The organism is Neobacillus sp. 114 (assembly GCF_030127045.1).
Classification (GTDB): Bacteria; Bacillota; Bacilli; order Bacillales; family Cytobacillaceae; genus Neobacillus; species Neobacillus rhizophilus.
Genome location: NZ_CP126144.1, coordinates 3,001,159 through 3,022,291, shown reverse-complemented (window position 1 = coordinate 3,022,291; position 21,133 = coordinate 3,001,159). Strand labels below are relative to the sequence as shown.

Sequence of the window (21,133 nt, the reverse complement as noted above, 5' to 3'; positions counted from 1 at the left end):
TTTGAGAATCAGGGACTTTCCTTTATTTTAAAAACATCCTCAACATCTTAAGCCCATTCTTAAAATTCGGATAGCGGAACGGGATGTCAAAAAGGGTGGTATGCTTTAAGACACTTTTCTTATGGGAGAAGGTATCAAAGCTGCCTTTCCCGTGATAAGAGCCAATGCCGCTTGGTCCGACACCGCCGAAGGGCAGGTGAGGGGAGACAAAGTGATAGACAGTGTCATTCACACAGCCGCCGCCAAACGAAACACTATTTAGAACCGTTTGCTGGACCTGGTTATTTTCCGAAAAAATATAAAGGGCAAGCGGTTTCGGATGATTATGGATGCCATCGACCACTTCTGATAAATTGCTATATTCCATAACAGGAAGAATCGGGCCAAAAATCTCATCCTGCATAATTGGATCATCCCAGCTTATATTCGTTAAAACATTCGGCTCAATCGCTAGGGTTTCCGAATTTGTTTTACCCCCAGAATATACTTGACCATTATCCAAAAAGCCCTCCAGCCGCTTGAAATGCCGCTCACTAACAATATGGGTGAAATCGGAATTACGTAACGGATTTTCTCCATATAATTCTTTAATCGTATTTTTAAACTCGCTTAGAAATTTGTCTTTGACATTTTTATGAACATAAAGATAATCGGGGGCAATACAGGTCTGGCCAGCATTCGTGAATTTGCCCCAGGCTACCCGTTTAGCAGCTACCTTAAGATTGGCATCATCATGGACGATGCAGGGGCTTTTGCCTCCAAGCTCTAACGTAACCGGAGTTAAATGTTTCGCCGCCGCCTTCATAATAATTTTCCCGACAGGTACACTTCCAGTAAAAAAGATATAATCAAATTTCTCTTCCAGGAGCGCTGTACTCGTTTCTACACCGCCTTCAACAACCGAAACATACTCTTCAGGGTAAAGACCATTGATAAGCTTCGCCAATACTTCAGACGTTTTTGGTGTTAATTCAGAAGGTTTCAAAACGGCACAATTTCCCGCCGCAATCGCTCCGATTAACGGAGCAATCGCCAGCTGAAATGGATAGTTCCATGGCGCAATAATTAATGCCACACCGTAGGGTTCTGAATAAATGTAACTCGTCGAACCAAAATGGGTCATAGGCGTTTTGACACTTTTTACTTTAACCCAAGAGCTCAAGTTTTTAATTGTAAAAGTCAACTCGGCAAGGACAAATCCGATTTCTGCCGCATACGCATCAAGCTCTGATTTATTTAAATCCTCTTTTATTGCTGCCATAATCTCTTGCTCATTTACCTTTATGGCATCCTTCAATTTTTTCAAGGCAGCCAATCGGAAGGAAATATTTTTTGTCTGTTCTTTACGGAAGAAAGCCTTTTGTTTATTAACTAGGAAACTGTAATTTTCTTTAGTACCGCCTTCATTTTCATTTAAAAGGGGAGAGGAAATACTCATATTCATATCTACTCCTTTATCAGATGATAAAGCTTTAATAAGTCATTTTTATAAAAAATCTTTGGAACAGGATAGAGAGGATTTGCTTCTTTCAAAGCCCGTTCCACCATGAGCGGAATATCCTTTTCGATGATTCCGTTTACCTTGGTCGGAATAGCCATTTTTTCATTAAGCGCTTTAATGGCATCAATAAATTTCCGCGCTTTTTGTTCAACAGTATCGGTAGGCTTTGTTATGTTAACCAAATCTGCCAATTCTGACAACGGTTTATGAGCGGATTCCCCATAATACTCCAGTACATATGGAAGAATAATCGCATTCGCCAGACCATGGGGAACCTGATAAAACCCGCCTAAGGTATGGGCGATAGCATGCACGTAGCCAACATATGCCCGGGTAAAAGCGATTCCCGCCAAATATGCAGCCTTTTGCATGTTCGTTCTCGCCTGAATGTTCGTACCGTTTGTATAGCATTCATAAAGATTTTCAAAAATTAACTGTACCGCCTCAATACTGCACTGTGTTGTTTTTTTCGTGTTACTTTTCCCAATATACGCCTCGACTGCATGTGTCAGTGCATCAATACCGGTTGCAGCAGTGATATGGGGAGGAAGCTTAATAGTAAGAAGCGGATCTAATACAGCATAATGGGGGATAAGGGCCGTGTCCATTATCGCGTACTTTTCATGTGTCTCGCTGTTTGAGACAACAGCGGCAAGCGTTGCTTCACTGCCTGTTCCTGCTGTCGTTGGGATGGCAAACAGAGGTGGTATTCTTTTTAATACCTTCAATACACCTTTCATCTGTGGAATACTTTTTTTAGGCCTTGCCGCGCGGGCGCCTACACCTTTTGCGCAATCCATTGGCGAGCCGCCGCCAAATGCAACAATCCCCTGGCATTTATTCTCCTTGTACATTTGAAAGGCTTCTTCAATATTTTCTATTGTTGGGTTTGGAACGGTTTTATCATAAATGAAAAATTGGATGCCCTCATTTTTCAAGCCATCTAAAAAAGTGTCCATCAGGCCAATGGAAATAATCCCTTGATCTGTCACGATTAAAACGCTTTCAACTCGCATACTTTTAATAAGGCTTGGAAGTCTACTTAGGCTGTTTTCTCCTTCTAATAATTCCGGCTCTCGCCAAGGAAGTATAAAGGAGGCTACCTTCATCCCACCTTGATACGTTCTGCAATATAATTCGTACATCAATAATCCCCCGCTTTCAATAAAAAATAAAAATACACAAAATACCCAAAAAACCAAAAAAGTATACAAACTATATATCGTAAAAATGGAGAGAACGTCAAGAGAATATTTAAAAAATTCTGAAATATACTTCCTTTGTAGTATATAAACTAGAATTGAAATCAAACCAAAAAACTATCTATGAAACTAAAAATCAGCCGATTTCGGCTGATTTTAACTTTGTCCAATAAAATTAATTAATAAACTTAATTCGCCAGCATTAAGCTCGCTGACATTGTCAAGGAATTGTTGAACGAGCTTCACCATATCAGGACTTAATTCCTCACCAACTGATTGAATAATCATACCAACAACTGCCCCGGTAAAAACAGTTAACTGCAACTTTGCTTCCTTGGAAGCATTGATTAAGTTCACCGTTAATTCCTTCACGTTTTTTCCCAGTGTATTCAAGTATAATAGCAAAATACTAAGAAAGTAGGCGCAAAACTCCAGCTTAACTTCTACATTTTTCATGAGCGAAATGATATGATGGATCGCTTCTCTTAACGGCAGATTTTGCGGATTATCAACTAATTTAATGACTTCTGGCAGGATGACTTCCCACTCTTCCGCATTTGATAGCTCTCTAAGTTCTTTTTGGAAAAAGCTTTCTGCAATTTCTGTAGGGGAGAAGACAACAAGTGAACGACCTGCTTCATTCTCATTCGTGGAATACGTTCTTTTTACAAGCCCCTGGTTTTCCAATTCTTTTAATACATCATAGGCTGTCCATTTGCTTACGCCAATGGCTTCCGCCACCTTCGAATAATGGACAGGGTTGTTTGTTTTCTTAAATTGACGGTAGATATGATCAAGGAATTCCTGACGTCTTTTTGTTAGAGACAAACTTTTTTTCACCTCAGATCTATTGATGGAAACTTATGTAATTAAATATCATGATTACATGTATTATACCATTCTCGCCTAAATATAATGGACAAGATTGCATTAATCATATGGGTTGACTTTTTCAAAAAAAGTAGTATAGTTACTATCTTGTGAGCAGGTCATTTACGTTTTTTCTTGTTTTATTCATAGTTTGTTCATATTTACCATTTAAGATAATTATTATGCTAAATAGTACTAATCCCATATAGGAAAGTAATTAAAAATATGCAATAATGAGTTGCTAGAAGGAAGGTGCTTAATAATGAAACTGAAAGGTCAAAGTATTTTTCAAAAATATATTGGCTTTTTCTTTTTGGCCGTCATTCTTCTTTGGATTAAAACATATGTTACCCAATTAACACAATTTGACTTAGGAGTCCAGAATTCAATCCAGAAGTTCTTATTATTTTTAAATCCATTAGGATCGGCGTTAATATTTTTAGGGATTTCCGCATTATTTAAAGGCAGAAAAAAATATATTACACTGATTGTCATTGATTTTCTATTATCGTTCTTATTGTTTGCTAATGTAGTGTACTATCGTTTCTTTAATGATTTCATCACGTTGCCAACATTAACCCAAACACAGAACTTTGGTGATGTCAGCAGCAGTGTGTCTTCTTTATTGAAGCCATATGATTTCTTATTCTTTATTGATACAATTCTACTAATTGCATTACTTGTATTTAGGATTGTAAAAATCGAGAAAAAAGATATGAGCCGTCCAAAGGTGGCTGCTTTATTCTCCATGGCATTAGCCATTTCTTGTGCCAATCTTTCATTAGCAGAAGCGGATAGACCGCAATTATTAACAAGAGGTTTTGACCGAAATTACATTGTAAAATATTTAGGTATGTACAATTACACGATTTATGACACGGTGAAAAGTACGACAGCCTCTGCTCAACGGGTAATGGCGAGCAGCGACGATGTTACTGAGGTGAAAAACTACACTAACTCCAATTATGCTGCACCCAACCCGGCATATTTTGGTGCCGCTAAAGGCATGAACGTTATTTATTTGCATCTTGAATCAACACAAAACTTTTTGATTAATTATAAGCTTCATGGGCAAGAGGTTACACCATTTCTAAACTCGTTAACACGTGACCAGAATACCCTATATTTTGATAACTTCTTCCACCAAACCGGACAAGGGAAAACAGCAGATGCTGAATTTATGCTTGAGAATTCATTATACGGACTGCCGCAGGGTGCTGCCTTTACGACAAAAGGCATGAACACATTCCAATCAGCACCGGGGATTTTAGGTCAGCAAGGTTATACATCTGCAGTATTCCATGCAAACTCAGGAAGCTTTTGGAACCGCAATGAAATTTATAAATCTTTTGGTTATAATAACTTTTTTGACGGAAAATATTATCATGTAAACCCAGAAGATCAAGCGGAATATGGAATGATGGATAAACCATTTTATCAACAATCTAAACCAATGTTAGAAACTTTACCAGAACCGTTTTATACGAAATTTATTCCGGTAGCCAACCATTATCCATATAAAATGGACCAAAGCTTGGCAACGATTGCCCCTGCAGAAACTGGTGATGCATCGGTTGATGATTATTTCCAAACAGCTAGATATGAGGACGAAGCTTTAAAAGAGTTCTTTGATTATTTAAAGCAGACAGGATTACTTGATCGTTCCATTATTATTATGTACGGTGACCATTATGGAATATCCGAAAACCATAATAAAGCAATGGCTCAGGTATTGGGGAAGGAAATTACTCCGTTTGAAAGTGCCGGCTTGCAGCGTGTTCCATTATTTGTTCGTGTCCCTGGCATCCAGGGAGGAATTCATCATGAATACGGCGGCCAAATCGATGTCCTTCCTACACTGCTGCACTTGTTAGGAATTGATTCAAAACAGTATGTGCAGTTTGGTACTGATTTATTGTCAGAACAACACGACCAACTAGTGCCATTCCGTAATGGCGATTATGTAAGTCCAACCATTACAGCTGTTAGAGATAAATATTATGATTCTACGACTGGTTTAGAGCTCTCACAGGATAAATTGGATGAGGCTAAGAAGTACCACGAGATCGTGGACCAAAAGCTGGCAGAATCCGATAAAGTCGTAAATGGCGACTTATTGCGTTTCTATACACCTGATGGCTTTAAACCAATCGACCGAACAAAATATAACTATAACAAGGATCAAGACGGTTCTTCCAAATAAAACAAAGGCTCCCTGAGTTAACTCGGGGAGCCTTTGTTATTTAATGGGACTTGTAAATTTTTGCAACTTTTTACACTTATTAGACAAAAGTAATGTTAAAATAATTGTTGTGACAAACATAGTAAGGGGGATTATAGATTGGATTCTAAGTTTTCAAAGCCGAAAGGATTCGGAGAAATACTCGATCATACATTCAGTTTAAGTAAAAACAGATTTAAGGATTTCTTTATGATTTTTCTCTTGCTTTTAGGTCCTGTTTACTTATTGCAAGCCATCATATTATTAATATCAGGAACAAGCTTCTTTAGAGAATCGAAAGGGGGCGGGGATTGGTTCGAGCAATTCATGACCAGCTTTGAAAATCAAGGAACCTTTGACGCCGGAAGCTTTGGGGCTGACATTGGAATGGCGGTGATTGGACTTATCACAGTGATTCTAGGTCCGATCACAGAGGCAGGTATTCTTTTTGCAGTCAATCATATTCGCAAAAATGAGGAGTTTACAGTCGGTTCGGTTATCAAGCAAGCCTTATCACGATTCTGGCCAATGCTGGGCAGCAGTATATTATTTGGATTGCTTGTTTTTGGCATCATGCTGGTTCCTATTTTAATCATCGCCTTTTCAGGAGTAATTGGCTCAATGGCCAATCCTGTTTTAGGCATATTATTAGCGATCGGGTTATTTCTAATCTTTGCACCAATAATAGCTTACTTTTTAACGCGCTGGAGTTTTTATTTCGGGTCGGTAGTTCTTGACAGACAATCGCCAGGATTCGGCAGAAGCTGGAGATTGACCAAGAAACGTACATGGCCGCTAATGGGACTTTATATTATTTTTTATTTAATTATTACTATTATCAGCTTCTCAGTGGAAGGGACAATTGGGCTGGCTTTAGGAAATAGCGTATTGTTTACCATTATTTCAAATCTTGTGACCTTAGTTACAACAATGATTTTCTCGGTTGGATATGCCGTGATGTACCTAGATTTAAAAGTGCGCCACGATGCCGATGATTTAAAGGAAATGATTGAAGACTATGATCGTACCTCTTTTTTAAATTAGGTGATTGAGATGCTAACTACTGAAAAAGCACGGGAAAAGCTAGAGAAAATACTGAACGAAAAGGAATATCGGGTTTATGACAAAGCTTCTAAAGGACTTTTTGCTGAATGGTGGGATAAGGCTAAGCAGTGGATTGCCGACAAGTTAGCGGGTTTGTTTCCATCAATTGAATCTGCCGATAACGCCGCAAGCTCTATTTTAATCGCCGTCATTATTGTGGTCATTGTTTTATTGGCTTTAGCTGTATTTTTTCTGATTCGTCATTATAAAAGAGAACGGATTCTCCGAAACAAAAAACCGCTTCAATCTTTAAAGGATATAAATTGGACCTATCATGAGCATTTAAAAGAAGCAGAAAAGCTGGAAACTGCAGCCGATTATTCAGGTGCAACACGACACCTGTTTTTGGCCCTGCTTCTTTTCTTTCACGATAAAGGATGGCTTGAGGCAAGAAAATGGAAGACCAATTGGGAGTACTATGAGGAGCTTAGAAAAGAGAATAAACATCGGGCCGGCCAATTTTTCCATCTCGCGCATTTTTTTGATGAAGTGACTTATGGCGAAAGGGAGGCCTTTCAAGAGGAATACCGGCAGTTTCAATCTGTTGTTTTGAGTCTTTTGTCGGAAGTGAACAAGGAGGGAGGGGGAAACGTTGCACAAGGCTAGAAAAGGTTGGCTTTGGTTATTTATATTAGTGACTGTTTTTGTGCTTTTTAACTATTTCACCTTTACTCCAAATCCGAAAGTATATCCGAATTACGTAACGGAATCTCCTTCCCCAACCGGGACAAAGGGCTTTTATACATATTTGAAAAAGGAAATGAGTGCAAAAAGCTGGAACCATTCGCCTTCTTTATTGCCAAAGAATAAAGAACAGCAGTTATTAATCATGGTAGAGCCCAGGAATTTTACTGAAAAAGAAGAAATCGCCGCATACAACGATTTTATGAAAGCAGGTAATTCAGTTCTTTTACTAGCACGAGATCCAGATAGTCTGTTTGATTTAAAGACAAAAAGAATAGAGGAAGATCTACCGCCTTCAGAAACCTGGAAAATCTATGGGAAGGAAGGCAAAGCCCAAAAGGCAGAAGTCCTATCACTCGTTCGGCTGCAGCCCCATAACGGAGAAGACACGTTATTACACGATAAATACGGACCCGTTGCATTGAAACGAGCTGTTGGTAAAGGCCAATTAATTGTTGCAATTACCCCAGAGTGGATAACGAATGGCAAGATTTTAAAAAACGACCATTTACCACTCCTAGTTTCACTGGTTAATGAAAGCCACTCGAAGACAGTTTTCTTTGATGAGTATGTTCATGGCGAGCAAACAACTTCAACATTTTTGTCTGCTTTTCCAAAGTGGTTTTTACTGTTGATGCTTCAGGGAATATTGATTGCTTTCATTTGGCTTTGGAATAAGGGCAAACGGTTTGGCCCCATTGTGGTTCCACGGGAAGAGATGGTCCGTTTTAGTGATGAAGGAATTCGCGCGATATCAGCCTGGTATCTTCGGGGAAGACGATATCAGGATTCATTGTTGATTCAAGCCGATTATCTGAAGCAGCTGCTTCAAGAGCGGTGGCAGGTTCCCTATCACAAAGAATGGCAGGATATTTTGGGGTATTTAGAACGCAAATGGACAGGAATACAAACTAATGAGATTCACTTATTTCTTCAGGAATTGGCAATGATTCTCGATAAAAACAAAATCACTAAACAGGAATATTTGCTTTGGTCTAAAAAGTTAGACCAGTTACAGAAAGAGGTGGAAGAAGGGTGAGGACAGAACTAACATCCCTATTAGAACAGTATGAAAAGCGAATTTTAGGACAAAGTCTCAATTTACGATTGTTATTATCCGCGATATTAACAGGCGGCCATGTCCTGCTCGAAGGGGTGCCTGGCACCGGGAAAACTCAAATGGTCCGTACACTTGCAGGACTGCTTGGCGGGGATTTTAACCGTATACAGTTTACACCGGATCTGCTGCCAAGTGATATAACCGGCAGCATGATTTACAATATGAAAGAAAGCTCCTTTCAAACGTTGAAAGGACCTATTTTCACCAATATTTTATTGGCCGATGAAATTAACCGGACACCAGCCAAAACACAAGCAGCCCTGCTTGAGGCGATGGAGGAAACGCAGGTGACCATCCAAGGGGAAACCTACTTGCTGCCAGACGTATTTTTTGTGGTGGCAACACAAAACCCAATCGAATTTGAGGGAACCTATCCGCTGCCCGAAGCCCAGCAGGACCGATTTTTATTTAAACTTCATGTTGACTTTCCATCCTTCGAAGAAGAAAAAAATGTGTTGAAACAAGTTATTGAGAACAACTTTGACAAGACTCTTGTTTCTCAAATATTGGATTTAGACACGTTTGTGGCCATAAGAAGAGAAATTGAAGGGATCACAATAAGTGATAATGTACTTGATTACATTATGAAAATCGTTAGGAAAACGCGGGATACGGACATGATTCGCTTCGGTGCCAGTACAAGGGCGGGGATTTCGATTGGTAAAGCAGCACAGGCTTGGGCCTACTTGTCAGACCGAAATTATGTGACTCCGGATGATATTAAGATGGTTGCAAAACCTGCTTTACGTCATCGGATTCAGTTATCTCCTCATGTAGAATTGGAGGGAGCAACCGTTGACCAAATCATCGAAGAGCTTGTGGGCTCGGTTCCTGTTCCAAGATAGAGGTATACTCCCGACGAAGCGGCTGATTCTGACTTACCTTGTGCTGGCTATTTTTTTATCACTGGGGATATTAAGGGATCTATCATGGTGGTTTGTCTTTATGGTTAATATTGTTGTCTTTTTCATTAGTCTGGCTGATTTATTGTTCTCAGCGAAAAAAACACAGCTTTTCTTCAAACGGACAATAACGGAGGAAATGGAACGGGGACTTACCTATCTGATTACGATTGAGATTCGCAATAATTCTCCATATTCACTACACTACCGATTCATTGATGGTCTGCCGCAAACCTTTTCAAAGCCGTTTCCGGTATCCGGAAGGGTTCTAGCGGATTCTGCCAATGTTATTACATATGATACTGTTCCTTCTGAGAGAGGGAAATACGAAATCAATAAGCTGTATATCCGTTATCAAAGTGTAATAGGATTGTGGGAAAAGCAAATAACAGTAGAGTTACCTGATACTGTTCGTGTAATTCCCGATTTAACGGAAACAAAGCAGTATCTAGAAAATGGCCAGCATTTTTTATTGTATGAAGGTTTGGAAATTCGCAAGCAGCAAAGCGGGGTTGGGGAATTTTCGAAAATCAGGAGCTTTGTGGTTGGGGATGATCCGCGGAAAATTAACTGGCGGCAAACCGCTAAGCTTCAGGAAGTAATGACAAACGAATATGAACCTGAGCATGGTAAGTATATTACGATTTTGCTTGATTGCGGCCGTATGATGGGGGCAGAACTGAAAAAAGGCAACCGCATAGAAAGAGCCCTGGAAGCTGCCGTAACTGTTGCCGCTGCTGCTCTTCAAAAAGGGGATTATGTGTCCGTTCTAGCTTTTTCAAATGAAATTAAGACTTTTGTTCCACCGGCCAAGGGAATGGCTCATCTGCAAACCATTCTCCAGTCCATTTACCATTTAAAAGTTGATGCTGTAGAATCAAACTATGCAGCCGTTCTACAATATTTGGAAATGATGCAAAAGAAACGAAGCCTGCTTTTATTATTTAGTGATATACAGACCTTTCTACATGAAGAAAATGCTCTTGCTTACCTTAAACGGCTTCGAAAGCGGCATTTATTTTTCATGATTGGGGTTGAGGACCGAACTCTTTTGAACAGAACAAAAGCGGAGCCGATTGATGTTCAAGCGACAATGTTGAAGAGCATTGCCCAGCAGCAAATGCTTTACAAGAAAAGGGAGAAAAACAAATGGGAAAGGCAGGGCCTGCCAATGATAGAGGCCCGTGAGGAAAAATTAGCGGTTACCGCTGTGTCCCATTATATGGAGATTATGAATCAGAACCTTTTATAGCATGATTGAGTTTCAGTTTTCCGAACACAATATAAAGAACTAAACCCAAAACAGTCAAGATAGCTACCATATATTTAGCTTCAAGCGAGATGGCTGCCGGTGTGATAAAACCTTCAATGATTCCGGCGATGATGAATAAAGGTATAGTTCCAATAAGGAGCTGGACAGAGCGTTTTCCGTGTTCCTTCAATTGGTACCCTCTTGAAAAAGGACCTGGTACAAAGAGCTTATAGCCCATTAATAGCCCAGCTCCACCGGCAATAAAAATGGCTGTAAGCTCAATCATGCCATGGGGAACAATATATGCCCAAAAATCATAGGCTTTGCCGTGATGCCAGAAAAGAGCTGCAAGTGCTCCAATGATAATGCCGTTGTAGATAAGCAAATAAACAGTTAATATTCCAAAGGTTATACCACCAGCGAAAGCTAGTATGGCCACTTTTATATTATTCGTCATGATACTAGCCGACATGAGTGAGGAATCGACCGCACCATCCCTGCTTCCGAGTTGTTCCGGGTCAACGCCTCGGGCAATTTCTGGAGGAAGAATGGAATAAATATGGAGTGGGTCATTAAAGACAGAAAGAAAGCTTCCAATCGCGCCGATTGCAAACAAAATCATCGCGGCCACAACGAATTTCCATTGTTCTAATAATAAGCCGATAAACTTGGCGGCAAAAAAATGACGAATTTGTTTAACGCTTGATACCTGGTCTTTATATAAAAGATTATGCGATTTTGAAACAAGTCCATTCAAATATTGCGTTACTTCGTCATTAGGATAATACGTTTGGCTATAAGAAAGATTCTGCGCCGCTTTCTGATATAGGCGTGAGAAGAGTATAATCTTGTCTCCAGTTATCGTCTTCCTACCCTTGCTTAGTGTGGCTATTAACTGTTCAAGCTGTTTCCATTCTTCGCGATACTGCTTAATAAATTGTTTAACATTCATTTTTTCACCATCTTTTGCCGTTAATCTTTTCTTCTATTCCTTATTATAGTAATTTTGTAGAAAAATAGGAAACTTTATCATCTAGAAAGGGGAGAACCCTGTTGAATCATGAACAAATGGATATTAAAACACCGGAATACGTCTCACTTCAGTTTAGCCTTGCCGGATTAGGCAGCAGAGCTGCGGCATTTATCATAGATCAATTACTCTTAATGATGTTTAATATTTTGTGCATTATTTTAGTTATTTTCATCATGAAAGGCATGTCGTCTTTTCCCTTTTTTTTAGAAGAGAATACTGTCCCTTTTGCCATTGCGATTATTGTGATATTCATTATAAATTGGGGATACTTTTTTGCCTTTGAATTTTTCTATGGCGGCAGAACCCTAGGCAAGAAATGGATGGGCATCAGGGTTATTCAAGAAAATGGACACAGCATTACCTTGCTTTCAAGCTTTATTCGCAATCTAATGCGAATTGTCGATTCTCTGCCAGCGGGGTATTTTCTTGGAATGCTGATGGTGTTTTTTCATACCAAGCATAAGCGACTAGGTGACCTGGTTGCTGGGACAGTTGTGGTTCATGAACGGGGTACTAATGCTAAGAAAAAGCCTTCAGGAATTGAGAAAGAAATTCTAAATAGGGGTCTTTCCAAAGAGGATTTAATCATTGATGAATGGGCGCTAAGATCGTTAGGAATGAAGGAGTGGAAGTTGATCCGTACATATGCGGGTCGCTTTGTCCAGCTGCCCGTTGCAGAGCGGAAACAATTAACCGGGCAAATTGCTGAGATTATGCTTCCAAAAATCGGTGTTGTAGCTACTGGTCACAGTGATATAGAGCTTGAAAACTTGCTCCTGTTACTTTACTTACATTTACGTGAGGAATGGGAGTTTGAACTTTAAATAAGCACATGAAACGGGCAGTGATCACGCTGCCCGTTTATTTATGCCGATGACTATTCTATTGAAGCGGGTAAGGAAACTGGCTTGAGTAATTGCTAAATTGCTGATGTGCTTGATTGACCTTCTGCTGGTCCTCGGCCTCAAGTTTATACCATCCATTTTGAAACATCAGTTGGAAAAACTCCCGGCTGCTCTGGTGAGTTTCATTTAACATTTGCAATAAATCGGCATGGAGCTGCTGATGGCTTGCTTCACGTACGGCAATGTTTAAACTGTCTGTGATATATTTGCAGGTGCTTAGAGCATCATTTAAAAAATCACGATCGTTCATTTCCGGACCTTTTACTTTTGGCAATTGTCCTGCTTGTGGATTGGCAATCTGGTTAGAATTCTGAGACTGCTGCATTTGCTGACCTTGCTGCCTTTGTTGATTCTGTGGCATTTGCTGGTTTTGCACTTTTAAATACCTCCATTCTAATGCATTTGCTGTTGCTGCTGCTGCTGCTGCTGCTGCTGCGCATTTTGCAGGCTTGATAATACAGTATTATTATTTACTTGCAGATGAGAGAGCAATTTTTGATAGTGCTTTTGATGCATTTGCCCTGCTTGGTCGAGAGCTTGCTTAACATCCTGATTAGTTGCATGCTCCGCTAGAAAATGTAATTTCTTAAATGCTAGAAGCTCCCAAGACATGGCATCTTTTAAATACATAAGATCCTTGGTTGTGATCGCCTGAGGCGGTTCGGGAATCGGGACTTGATTGGTTTGCACCTAAAAAACTCCTTTCACGATTTATATCTATTCATGTTTATAATGAACTATTTTCCTTTTTATTATGTAAATGCCTCTCTTTGCATGGCGCTTTTTGTCAAATCTATGCGACTTTTGTTGTGTTTGAAAAATAAGAGTCGAAAAATATAGGTTTGGGATGTATAATAAGAACTTGTGATACTAATAGAATGTGAAAGGAGACTGTCTTAATGGAATGGACATTAACCATTTTGTTTGTTGTATCCATTTTGCTGCTGATATTCTCAATCCTGAAAGAACGTCAAACTGCTAAGAAAAACCATAATGAAATTGACCTTGTTCATATATCTGTGATGAAAGAAATAAATGGGATGCAAGAATCACTTCGCAACATGGAACTTGATTTGGAAATTGTCACGAAAGAGACGGGAGTTCAGCTTTCCATGGAGGAAAAAATATTAAAGCGTGAAGTACTAGACTTATACAGACGCCAATACTCCATTGATAGCATTGCTCAACAAAAACAGGTTTCCGAAAATGAAGTCAAGCAAATTATCGCTGTTTATCAATCATCACAAGCTGAAGGGAGATTGGTTGCCAATGAAGGTTAATCTAATCAGCAGTTTTTCAGCGGGTCTTCTATTGGCGACAGGTATCTGCACCATTGCTTATTTTTCAAGCGACAGCCATGTTTCAAAGGCAACAGGACAGCCAGCATCAAATCAGGCTTCTGTATCAAAGGATGAAATGAAAAAGCAGCTTACCGACGCAGGCTATATTGTGCAAACAAAAGATGAGTATAACAAAAATCTGGATGCCGCGAAAAATGGTACGGCTCAACAAGAAGCTGCCCCTCCAGCGGATGCACAGCAGCAAAATGTATCACAAGCAGTCATTAATGTTGCAGACGGCATGACAAGCATTGATGTCGGGAGAATGCTAGTATCAGCTAATCTTGTTCCTGATGCTTTCCAATTCTCAAAAGATATCGAGGCGAGAGGTCTGCAAAACAAATTACGACCAGGTACATATACCGTTGATAGCGGTATGTCATATGACCAAATCATAGCGGCTATTTTTCATTAGAAGAAAAAAGACACTTTCCATTGATTGGAAAGTGTCTTTTTGTGGCTATCGTAATTTATTCACATACTCCTGTACCATTTCAGCTGTAACATTTTTTCTGATCGATATAATCCGTAAATTAATCTTATTCATTCTATTTGTCACTTCATTAATTTTATCCGTAGAAAAGGGTTTACCTTGCTTGCATAATTCAACTGCTTCTTCAATATACATTTCACGCTGCTGATCTAGAGCCAAAAACTCTTGATAAGATTTATTTTGATTTTCTGCATGCTTGATTAAATCCTTATGTACACTCATGTTTTCACTCCTAAAAAGACGATATATCAATAATATCATCCTTTTAGATGCTAAACTAGTATTTTAACTGAGTGTACTTTTTACCTCAGATAAGGCTATTGCTTAACGCTGTAGTGACAAATACCCTGCAGTTTCTTCATAGTTATTTTCTTCTTCTCTTCCAAATAATCCAGATGGCCAATAATTTCCGACATAACTAAAGAAAATTGTTCATTATAGGTATTTTTATATAATACCTGCGCAATTTCATTGGCTGTAGAATGACCGGATTGGATATATCTCAAGATGAGCTCAGATTTTTCTTCAATCCGCTCTAATCGCTTATGAATAAGTGCTTTGGGATCTTGAATGACCGCTCCATGCCCAGGGAAAACAGAATCAATATGGATGGCAGCACATTTGTTTAAGGAATCAATCTGCTGCCTAATGGTTGGCAATCTGTTCCCATTTTCATCAGGCTCAACAATGGCATTACTTGAAATGTGTTCAATTAATAAATCGCCGGCAAATAACTGCTTTCTTTGTTCATCTAAAAATGCCAACTGATCAGGGGAATGTCCAGGCACTTCTAAAATACTGAAACCAAGGAATGCATTATCTTTTATAGCTGTAATTTCTGCACGCATTGCTTTACCCTTATTACGCAGTAAGGCTTTCTTTAAATAAGCAATTTGTTTCTCACCAGTTTCCCCGCATCCCATTTCATAATAAAGCTTTGCGAAAAATTCAGCCCTCATTTCCATAAAATCATTGTCTCTTTTTAAGCGGGGAATGGATAGGGGAGAGGCATAAACGGGAATGGGATGGGTATCGACAATTCTGTCTACCAAACCAACATGATCAATATGATGGTGTGTTAAAATTATTTCGGTTACATCCTGTAAAACCAAGCCATTTTGATTCAATGCCAGGTTTAGTGCCTCCCAATGAGAATCCGTATTATACCCAGCATCGATTAATGATAACGACTTTCCTTGTTTAACAAGAAAAAAATTGACCGTTTTTAACCCTCCAAGCTTCTCCGGAATCGATATCGGTATGACCAAGCTGCAGTCCTTTTTTATATCTAACAAAATGTACACCTCACTAATCTCAATTAAATTTTAAATAATATATATTTTTTGAACGTTTGTTTAAAACAATAATATTCATATTATACAAAAAATTCTAAAGGATGTATAGTAAATGTATCGGAAATACCTATAATTAGTTCCGTTCTAGTTAGGTCCTTTTGTGGTATTTATGTGACAGTCTTTAATTGACTATTTACATTTATTCTTCGCATTATATAATACCCATATAGGTATTTAACCCCTGCGGGTATACTGAAATATGTTGTGGAGGTAATTAATATGACGAAGAAAGTAATGATCGTTGGCGGAGTTGCAGGCGGTGCTACTGCTGCAGCAAGACTTAGAAGAATAAGTGAAGATGTGGAAATCATTCTTGTAGAACGTGGGGAGCATATTTCATTTGCCAATTGCGGACTGCCATATTACATCGGTGAAACGATTAAAGACCGAAGCAAATTATTAGTACAAACGGTAAGAGGCATGTCAGAACGGTTTAATCTTGATATCCGCAATCTAAGTGAAGTCATTAAAATAAACCCTACTGACAAAACCGTTACAATTAAAAATTTGCAAACTGATGTAGTTTATGAAGAATCGTACGATAAATTGCTTTTATCACCTGGAGCAAGGCCAATTGTACCTCCCATCCCAGGAATAAACGATCATCAAAGCTTATTTACCTTACGAAACATTCCGGATACGGATAAAATCAAGAGCTACATAGACTCACAAAACCCTAAAAAAGCTGTTATCATTGGCGGCGGATTTATTGGGATTGAGATGACCGAGAATTTAGTAGATAGAGGATTGGAAGTCACCATCATTGAAATGGCGAATCAAATTATGGCACCTATCGATTTTGAAATGGCTTCTATTTTGCACACTCATTTAAGGGACAAAGGGGTAAAGCTAATTTTAGAAAATGGAGTTCAAGCCTTTGCCAACCACGGGAGCAACGTCATTCTTTCTGATGGTAACAAAATCGAAACCGACTTGACCATTTTGTCGATCGGTGTTAGGCCGGAAAATGAACTTGCCAAGGCCGCTGGACTCGCGCTAGGAGAAAGAGGCGGTATCATTGTCAATGAATTCCTGCAAACTTCCAATGAGGATATTTATGCTGTCGGCGATGCCATAGAAGTTGTCGACTATATTAATGGAACCAAGACGATGATTCCACTTGCGGGACCAGCTAACCGCCAGGGGCGGATTGCCGCTAATAACATCATGGGAAAAACGGAAAAATATCAAGGGACTCTTGGAACATCTATCGCTAAGGTATTCGATTTAACAGTTGCCGCAACTGGCAACAGCGAGAAAACATTAAAACGATTGGGTGTACCGTATGAAGGCGTTCACATCCACCCTAGTTCACAAGCCGGGTACTACCCTGGTGCTGCCCCGATTGCCTTAAAACTAATCTTTGATAAGGATACTGGGAAAATCTACGGTGCACAGGCGGTAGGTGCAGACGGTGTTGATAAACGTATTGATGTGATTGCTACAGCAATTAAAGGCGGCTTAACGGTTGAAGATTTAACGAACCTGGAATTATCTTATGCACCGCCATACTCTTCAGCCAAAGATCCAGTCAATATGGCGGGTTATGTGGCAACGAATATTATGGATGGGGAATTGGAACATATTCAATGGCATGAGGTAAACAAAATTGTCTCAGAGGGAGGACTTTTAATCGATGTCCGTGAACCGATGGAACGTGAATTTGGTTATATTGAAGGCTCGATCAATATTCGTTTAAATGACCTAAGGGAACTGCTAGGAGAGCTTCCTAGGGAGCAAACGATTTATGTCAGCTGTCAGGTAGGCTTAAGGGGATATTTAGCAAGCCGGATATTGAAAAACCATGGATTCAAAGTGAAAAATGTTGATGGTGGATGGAAAACCTATTCAGCTGTGTACGGAACGAATATAAAAAAGAAGTAGAAACCACCACAAATGACAAGCTGATAAAGTCATAAAATTTTATACGTTGACAATATACCTATTAGGGTATAGAATCAATATTGTTCGAAAGCAATTATGAATTTGAAAAGGGTTAATACCCTCTTTTATTTTTCAAAGTTACAATACCCATACGGGTAATTAAATAGACAACAGGGAGGAATTCTTTTATGAATATTACAAAGGTTTTAGACGCAAAAGGACTTGCATGTCCAATGCCGATTGTAAAAACAAAAAAAGCAATGAATGAGTTGGAATCAGGTCAAGTGTTGGAAATCCTTACAACAGATAAAGGTGCAAAAAATGACTTAACAGCATGGGCTAAGTCTGGTGGACACGAAGTTTTAAATTTTGAAGAAGAAAATGGCGTGTTAAAGTTTTGGATTAAAAAAGGATAAATTTTTTTATCCATTAAGATACCCTAGCGGGTAAAAAAATAGGAGGTTTACAATGACAGAAAAGAAAAAAACAACGATTGTCTTGTTCAGCGGCGATTACGATAAAGCAATGGCAGCCTATATAATCGCAAATGGTGCTGCTGCATATGATCATGAAGTCACCATTTTCCACACATTTTGGGGGCTGAACGCTCTCCGCAAGGATGAAAACATTCCAGTGAAAAAAGGCTTTATGGAGAAAATGTTTGGAAAGATGATGCCGAGAGGCGCTGACAAAATGGGTCTTTCTAAAATGAACTTCGCCGGCTTCGGTCAGAAAATGATCAAAGATGTTATTAAGAAACATAACGCCCTGGAACTGCCGCAATTAATTGAAATGGCACAAGAACAGGATGTAAAACTAGTTGCCTGTACGATGACAATGGATTTATTGGGTCTTAAGGAAGAAGAACTTATGGATCACATCGAATATGCAGGAGTGGCTGCGTATTTGGCAGATGCAGAAGATGGTAATGTAAATCTGTTTATATAGGAGGATGCACAATGAGAGAAATGAATGCAAAAGAAGTGGAAAACTTATTAAACGAAGGAAAAAAATTAAACATTATTGATGTTCGCGAAGTTGATGAAGTGAAAACAGGTAAAATTCCTGGTGCTATCAACATGCCATTAGGGCTGGTTGAGTTTCGTATGCATGAGTTAGACAAAACAAAAGAGTATATCATGGTATGCCGTTCCGGCGGAAGAAGCGGACGTGCCTGTCAATTTCTTAAAAGCTACGGTTTTAACGTCATTAACATGGCAGGCGGTATGCTTGCTTGGGAAGGTAAAATAGAATAATTTTTTCAAAAATACCCTTGCAGGTAAAACGGGAGGACACACATGAAGGCAAATGTCGTATTAGATGCTAAGGGCTTGGCATGTCCAATGCCCATCGTGAAAACGAAAAAAGCAATGAATAACCTTGAAGCAGGGCAAGTTATCGAAGTTTTAGTAACCGATAAAGGCTCAAAAGCGGATATGAAAGCTTGGGCTGAAAGCACTGGCCACCAATATTTGGGGACTATTGAAGAAGGTGGAGTGTTTAAGCATTACCTGAGAAAATCTTCAAAGGATGAAACAATTGAAAAAAAACATCCAAATGTCATAAATAACGAAGATCTTGAAAAGATACTTGGTTCTGCCAATGACAACATTATTTTACTTGATGTAAGAGAATCGGCAGAATACGCGTTTAACCATATTCCACAGGCTATTTCGATTCCTTTAGATGAATTAGATGAGCGTTTATCTGAGTTAAATAGTGAAGATGAAATTTACGTGATTTGCCGGACTGGCAGCCGCAGTGATTTTGCTGCTCAAAAATTAGCGGAACAAGGGTTTAAAAAGGTAATGAACGTCATACCCGGTATGAGTAAATGGACAGGAAATACCATCGGATTAAATAAATAATTTTTTTAGGTAAAAATATACCTTAGGGGGTAACAGAGGATGACAGTAACTTTGATGACAGCAAAGGAAGTAACGAAAAAGGTTTTTAACAAAGAAAAACTGTTTATTTTCGATGTCCGTAATGAGTCTGACTTTCAAGATTGGAAAATTGAAGGTGACAACTTCCAGTACTTAAATATTCCATATTTCGAACTACTTGATGGTGTAGAAGAAATTCTAGACAGTATCCCGACTGATCAAGAAGTATTAGTCGTTTGTGCGAAAGAAGGGTCTTCCGTTATGGTAGCGGAAATGCTATCTGATGCTGGCCACGATGTTTCTTACCTACAAGGTGGCATGAAAACTTGGAGTGAACATCTAGAGCCTGTTAAAGTTGGAGACTTAACTGATGGAGGGGAACTATATCAATTTGTTCGAATCGGTAAAGGCTGTTTGTCTTACATGGTAGTTTCAGGCGGCGAGGCAGCGCTGATTGATGCAACAAGGATGACGGATATTTATCTTGATTTCTCCAAAGAAATTGGGGCAAAAATTACTCATGTATTTGATACACACCTTCATGCTGACCATATTTCCGGCGGCCGCAAAATTGCCGAAAAAACAGGTGCTACGTACTGGCTGCCCCCAAAGGATGCAACTGAAGTTACGTTCGAATATCAGGCACTTGAAGATGGTAATCATGTGACAATTGGAAATACTACGATTGATATTAACGCCCTATATTCTCCAGGGCATACAATCGGTTCCACTTCCTTTGTTGTGGATGGCAAATTCCTACTCTCGGGTGACATCTTATTCATAGATTCAATCGGCAGACCGGACCTTGCCGGAAAGGCAGAAGATTGGGTTGGCGATTTAAGAGAAACTCTGTATAAACGATATAAAGAGCTATCAGAAGATTTGGTTGTTCTTCCAGCCCATTTTATGATTATTGAAGAGCTAAACGAAGATGGCAGTGTATCAGAGAAATTAGGGGAATTGTTCGCCAAAAACCATGGTCTTAATATTGAGGACGAAAATGTATTCAGAAAAATGGTAACGGAAAACCTGCCGCCGCAGCCAAATGCGTATCAGGAAATCCGTGAAACCAATATGGGAAAAATCAATCCGGATATCGACCAACAGCAGGAAATGGAAATCGGTCCTAACCGTTGTGCGGTTCGATAATGAGGGGACTTAACAATGACTGAGGAAAAAAAACAATTAAACGATTGCAACACGACTGGATCTTGAGGAATTAGCAAAACTAATGTTTCTGGAGATGGAAACCCGGTTAAACAACCGATACCAATATGACCAGGCACATTAGTCTGGCTCCTGGCAGGAGTTATTTACCTAATTTATAAAGCGTTTATGTGATTCTTTTTCTAAAGAGTGTGACATTTTAAGGTCATGCTCT

23 protein-coding genes are annotated in these 21,133 nt (G+C 39.3%); 15 read left to right on the top strand and 8 right to left on the bottom strand.

Features of this window, described 5'->3' with window-relative positions; translation table 11 throughout:
- Positions 1 to 22 precede the first annotated feature (22 nt).
- The 3 genes from QNN06_RS14835 to QNN06_RS14825 all read right to left on the bottom strand — a co-directional run bounded on the left by QNN06_RS14835 (position 23) and on the right by QNN06_RS14825 (position 3,531).
- A complete protein-coding gene (locus QNN06_RS14835; protein ID WP_284037796.1) occupies positions 23 to 1,438 on the bottom strand; it encodes an aldehyde dehydrogenase in 1,416 nt (471 codons plus the stop codon).
- An 8-nt stretch (positions 1,439 to 1,446) separates the two neighbouring features.
- Positions 1,447 to 2,646, bottom strand: a complete 1,200-nt coding sequence (locus tag QNN06_RS14830; protein WP_284037795.1) for an iron-containing alcohol dehydrogenase — start codon at positions 2,644 to 2,646, stop codon at positions 1,447 to 1,449.
- Positions 2,647 to 2,859: 213 nt separating this feature from the next.
- Positions 2,860 to 3,531, bottom strand: a complete 672-nt coding sequence (locus tag QNN06_RS14825) for a helix-turn-helix domain-containing protein (RefSeq protein WP_254124621.1) — start codon at positions 3,529 to 3,531, stop codon at positions 2,860 to 2,862.
- 304 nt (positions 3,532 to 3,835) lie between these two features.
- Here QNN06_RS14825 and ltaS point away from each other — a divergent pair, with 304 nt between their 5' ends.
- The 6 genes from ltaS to QNN06_RS14795 all read left to right on the top strand — a co-directional run bounded on the left by ltaS (position 3,836) and on the right by QNN06_RS14795 (position 10,856).
- Positions 3,836 to 5,776, top strand: a complete 1,941-nt coding sequence (ltaS, locus tag QNN06_RS14820; protein WP_284037794.1) for a lipoteichoic acid synthase — start codon at positions 3,836 to 3,838, stop codon at positions 5,774 to 5,776.
- A gap of 138 nt (positions 5,777 to 5,914) precedes the next feature.
- Complete coding sequence (locus tag QNN06_RS14815) at positions 5,915 to 6,838, top strand: DUF7847 domain-containing protein (protein WP_217034609.1); 924 nt, start codon at positions 5,915 to 5,917, stop codon at positions 6,836 to 6,838.
- Positions 6,839 to 6,847: 9 nt separating this feature from the next.
- The gene (locus QNN06_RS14810) at positions 6,848 to 7,504 is read left to right on the top strand and encodes a DUF4129 domain-containing protein (RefSeq protein ID WP_284037793.1); all 657 of its coding nucleotides are present in this window, start codon (positions 6,848 to 6,850) and stop codon (positions 7,502 to 7,504) included.
- The gene (locus QNN06_RS14805) at positions 7,491 to 8,621 is read left to right on the top strand and encodes a DUF4350 domain-containing protein (protein WP_284037792.1); all 1,131 of its coding nucleotides are present in this window, start codon (positions 7,491 to 7,493) and stop codon (positions 8,619 to 8,621) included. The genes QNN06_RS14810 and QNN06_RS14805 overlap by 14 nt, the downstream gene beginning before the upstream one ends.
- Entirely contained in the window at positions 8,618 to 9,547 is a 930-nt protein-coding gene (locus QNN06_RS14800; protein WP_284037791.1) for an AAA family ATPase, read from the top strand. Before QNN06_RS14805 ends, QNN06_RS14800 begins: the two co-directional genes overlap by 4 nt.
- Positions 9,498 to 10,856, top strand: coding sequence for a DUF58 domain-containing protein (locus tag QNN06_RS14795; protein ID WP_284037790.1), 1,359 nt, complete (start codon positions 9,498 to 9,500; stop codon positions 10,854 to 10,856). Before QNN06_RS14800 ends, QNN06_RS14795 begins: the two co-directional genes overlap by 50 nt.
- Here the strand turns inward: QNN06_RS14795 and QNN06_RS14790 are convergent.
- Positions 10,834 to 11,808, bottom strand: coding sequence for a stage II sporulation protein M (locus QNN06_RS14790; RefSeq protein ID WP_213115638.1), 975 nt, complete (start codon positions 11,806 to 11,808; stop codon positions 10,834 to 10,836). The genes QNN06_RS14795 and QNN06_RS14790 overlap by 23 nt on opposite strands.
- Positions 11,809 to 11,909: 101 nt before the next feature.
- Here QNN06_RS14790 and QNN06_RS14785 point away from each other — a divergent pair, with 101 nt between their 5' ends.
- Positions 11,910 to 12,713, top strand: a complete 804-nt coding sequence (locus tag QNN06_RS14785) for an RDD family protein (protein WP_284037789.1) — start codon at positions 11,910 to 11,912, stop codon at positions 12,711 to 12,713.
- 58 nt (positions 12,714 to 12,771) lie between these two features.
- Here the strand turns inward: QNN06_RS14785 and QNN06_RS14780 are convergent, their stop codons facing one another.
- Entirely contained in the window at positions 12,772 to 13,119 is a 348-nt protein-coding gene (locus QNN06_RS14780; RefSeq protein ID WP_213116855.1) for a spore coat protein, read from the bottom strand.
- A 68-nt stretch (positions 13,120 to 13,187) separates the two neighbouring features.
- Positions 13,188 to 13,424, bottom strand: a complete 237-nt coding sequence (locus QNN06_RS14775) for a ferritin family protein (RefSeq protein ID WP_284037927.1) — start codon at positions 13,422 to 13,424, stop codon at positions 13,188 to 13,190.
- 269 nt (positions 13,425 to 13,693) lie between these two features.
- Here QNN06_RS14775 and QNN06_RS14770 point away from each other — a divergent pair, with 269 nt between their 5' ends.
- On the top strand, positions 13,694 to 14,074 hold the full coding sequence (locus QNN06_RS14770; protein ID WP_213115641.1) for a hypothetical protein: 381 nt from the start codon (positions 13,694 to 13,696) through the stop codon (positions 14,072 to 14,074).
- Positions 14,064 to 14,549, top strand: a complete 486-nt coding sequence (locus QNN06_RS14765; protein ID WP_217034591.1) for an endolytic transglycosylase MltG — start codon at positions 14,064 to 14,066, stop codon at positions 14,547 to 14,549. The genes QNN06_RS14770 and QNN06_RS14765 overlap by 11 nt, the downstream gene beginning before the upstream one ends.
- A gap of 45 nt (positions 14,550 to 14,594) precedes the next feature.
- Here the strand turns inward: QNN06_RS14765 and QNN06_RS14760 are convergent, their stop codons facing one another.
- Both QNN06_RS14760 and QNN06_RS14755 read right to left on the bottom strand, forming a co-directional pair.
- Positions 14,595 to 14,849 (bottom strand): DUF2533 family protein, encoded by a 255-nt coding sequence (locus QNN06_RS14760; protein WP_217034589.1) that lies wholly within the window; start codon positions 14,847 to 14,849, stop codon positions 14,595 to 14,597.
- Between the two features lie 95 nt (positions 14,850 to 14,944).
- Positions 14,945 to 15,931 carry an MBL fold metallo-hydrolase gene (locus QNN06_RS14755; RefSeq protein WP_284037788.1) on the bottom strand — a complete coding sequence of 329 codons (987 nt, stop codon included), beginning with the start codon at positions 15,929 to 15,931 and terminating at the stop codon, positions 14,945 to 14,947.
- Between the two features lie 270 nt (positions 15,932 to 16,201).
- Here QNN06_RS14755 and QNN06_RS14750 point away from each other — a divergent pair, with 270 nt between their 5' ends.
- From QNN06_RS14750 to QNN06_RS14725, 6 genes are all read left to right on the top strand, one after another.
- Entirely contained in the window at positions 16,202 to 17,866 is a 1,665-nt protein-coding gene (locus tag QNN06_RS14750) for a CoA-disulfide reductase (RefSeq protein ID WP_217034588.1), read from the top strand.
- Between the two features lie 188 nt (positions 17,867 to 18,054).
- Positions 18,055 to 18,282 (top strand): sulfurtransferase TusA family protein, encoded by a 228-nt coding sequence (locus QNN06_RS14745; protein WP_213115645.1) that lies wholly within the window; start codon positions 18,055 to 18,057, stop codon positions 18,280 to 18,282.
- Between the two features lie 52 nt (positions 18,283 to 18,334).
- Positions 18,335 to 18,814 (top strand): DsrE/DsrF/DrsH-like family protein, encoded by a 480-nt coding sequence (locus QNN06_RS14740; RefSeq protein WP_213115646.1) that lies wholly within the window; start codon positions 18,335 to 18,337, stop codon positions 18,812 to 18,814.
- Between the two features lie 11 nt (positions 18,815 to 18,825).
- On the top strand, positions 18,826 to 19,122 hold the full coding sequence (locus tag QNN06_RS14735; protein WP_213115647.1) for a rhodanese-like domain-containing protein: 297 nt from the start codon (positions 18,826 to 18,828) through the stop codon (positions 19,120 to 19,122).
- A 42-nt stretch (positions 19,123 to 19,164) separates the two neighbouring features.
- On the top strand, positions 19,165 to 19,734 hold the full coding sequence (locus QNN06_RS14730) for a sulfurtransferase TusA family protein (protein ID WP_284037787.1): 570 nt from the start codon (positions 19,165 to 19,167) through the stop codon (positions 19,732 to 19,734).
- 39 nt (positions 19,735 to 19,773) lie between these two features.
- On the top strand, positions 19,774 to 20,901 hold the full coding sequence (locus QNN06_RS14725) for an MBL fold metallo-hydrolase (RefSeq protein ID WP_217034586.1): 1,128 nt from the start codon (positions 19,774 to 19,776) through the stop codon (positions 20,899 to 20,901).
- Positions 20,902 to 21,133: the final 232 nt, after the last annotated feature.

Excerpts from the sequence above, each read along its gene's own strand:
- QNN06_RS14770 (WP_213115641.1), top strand. The coding sequence starts at position 13,694 with ATGGAATGGACATTAACCATTTTGTTTGTTGTATCCATTTTGCTGCTG.
- QNN06_RS14835 (WP_284037796.1), bottom strand. The coding sequence starts at position 1,438 with ATGAGTATTTCCTCTCCCCTTTTAAATGAAAATGAAGGCGGTACTAAA.
- QNN06_RS14780 (WP_213116855.1), bottom strand. The coding sequence starts at position 13,119 with ATGCAGCAGTCTCAGAATTCTAACCAGATTGCCAATCCACAAGCAGGA.
- QNN06_RS14830 (WP_284037795.1), bottom strand. The coding sequence starts at position 2,646 with ATGTACGAATTATATTGCAGAACGTATCAAGGTGGGATGAAGGTAGCC.
- QNN06_RS14730 (WP_284037787.1), top strand. The coding sequence starts at position 19,165 with ATGAAGGCAAATGTCGTATTAGATGCTAAGGGCTTGGCATGTCCAATG.
- QNN06_RS14810 (WP_284037793.1), top strand. The coding sequence starts at position 6,848 with ATGCTAACTACTGAAAAAGCACGGGAAAAGCTAGAGAAAATACTGAAC.
- QNN06_RS14740 (WP_213115646.1), top strand. The coding sequence starts at position 18,335 with ATGACAGAAAAGAAAAAAACAACGATTGTCTTGTTCAGCGGCGATTAC.
- QNN06_RS14745 (WP_213115645.1), top strand. The coding sequence starts at position 18,055 with ATGAATATTACAAAGGTTTTAGACGCAAAAGGACTTGCATGTCCAATG.
- QNN06_RS14735 (WP_213115647.1), top strand. The coding sequence starts at position 18,826 with ATGAGAGAAATGAATGCAAAAGAAGTGGAAAACTTATTAAACGAAGGA.
- ltaS (WP_284037794.1), top strand. The coding sequence starts at position 3,836 with ATGAAACTGAAAGGTCAAAGTATTTTTCAAAAATATATTGGCTTTTTC.
- QNN06_RS14725 (WP_217034586.1), top strand. The coding sequence starts at position 19,774 with ATGACAGTAACTTTGATGACAGCAAAGGAAGTAACGAAAAAGGTTTTT.
- QNN06_RS14765 (WP_217034591.1), top strand. The coding sequence starts at position 14,064 with ATGAAGGTTAATCTAATCAGCAGTTTTTCAGCGGGTCTTCTATTGGCG.
- QNN06_RS14775 (WP_284037927.1), bottom strand. The coding sequence starts at position 13,424 with ATGTATTTAAAAGATGCCATGTCTTGGGAGCTTCTAGCATTTAAGAAA.
- QNN06_RS14750 (WP_217034588.1), top strand. The coding sequence starts at position 16,202 with ATGACGAAGAAAGTAATGATCGTTGGCGGAGTTGCAGGCGGTGCTACT.
- QNN06_RS14760 (WP_217034589.1), bottom strand. The coding sequence starts at position 14,849 with ATGAGTGTACATAAGGATTTAATCAAGCATGCAGAAAATCAAAATAAA.
- QNN06_RS14790 (WP_213115638.1), bottom strand. The coding sequence starts at position 11,808 with ATGAATGTTAAACAATTTATTAAGCAGTATCGCGAAGAATGGAAACAG.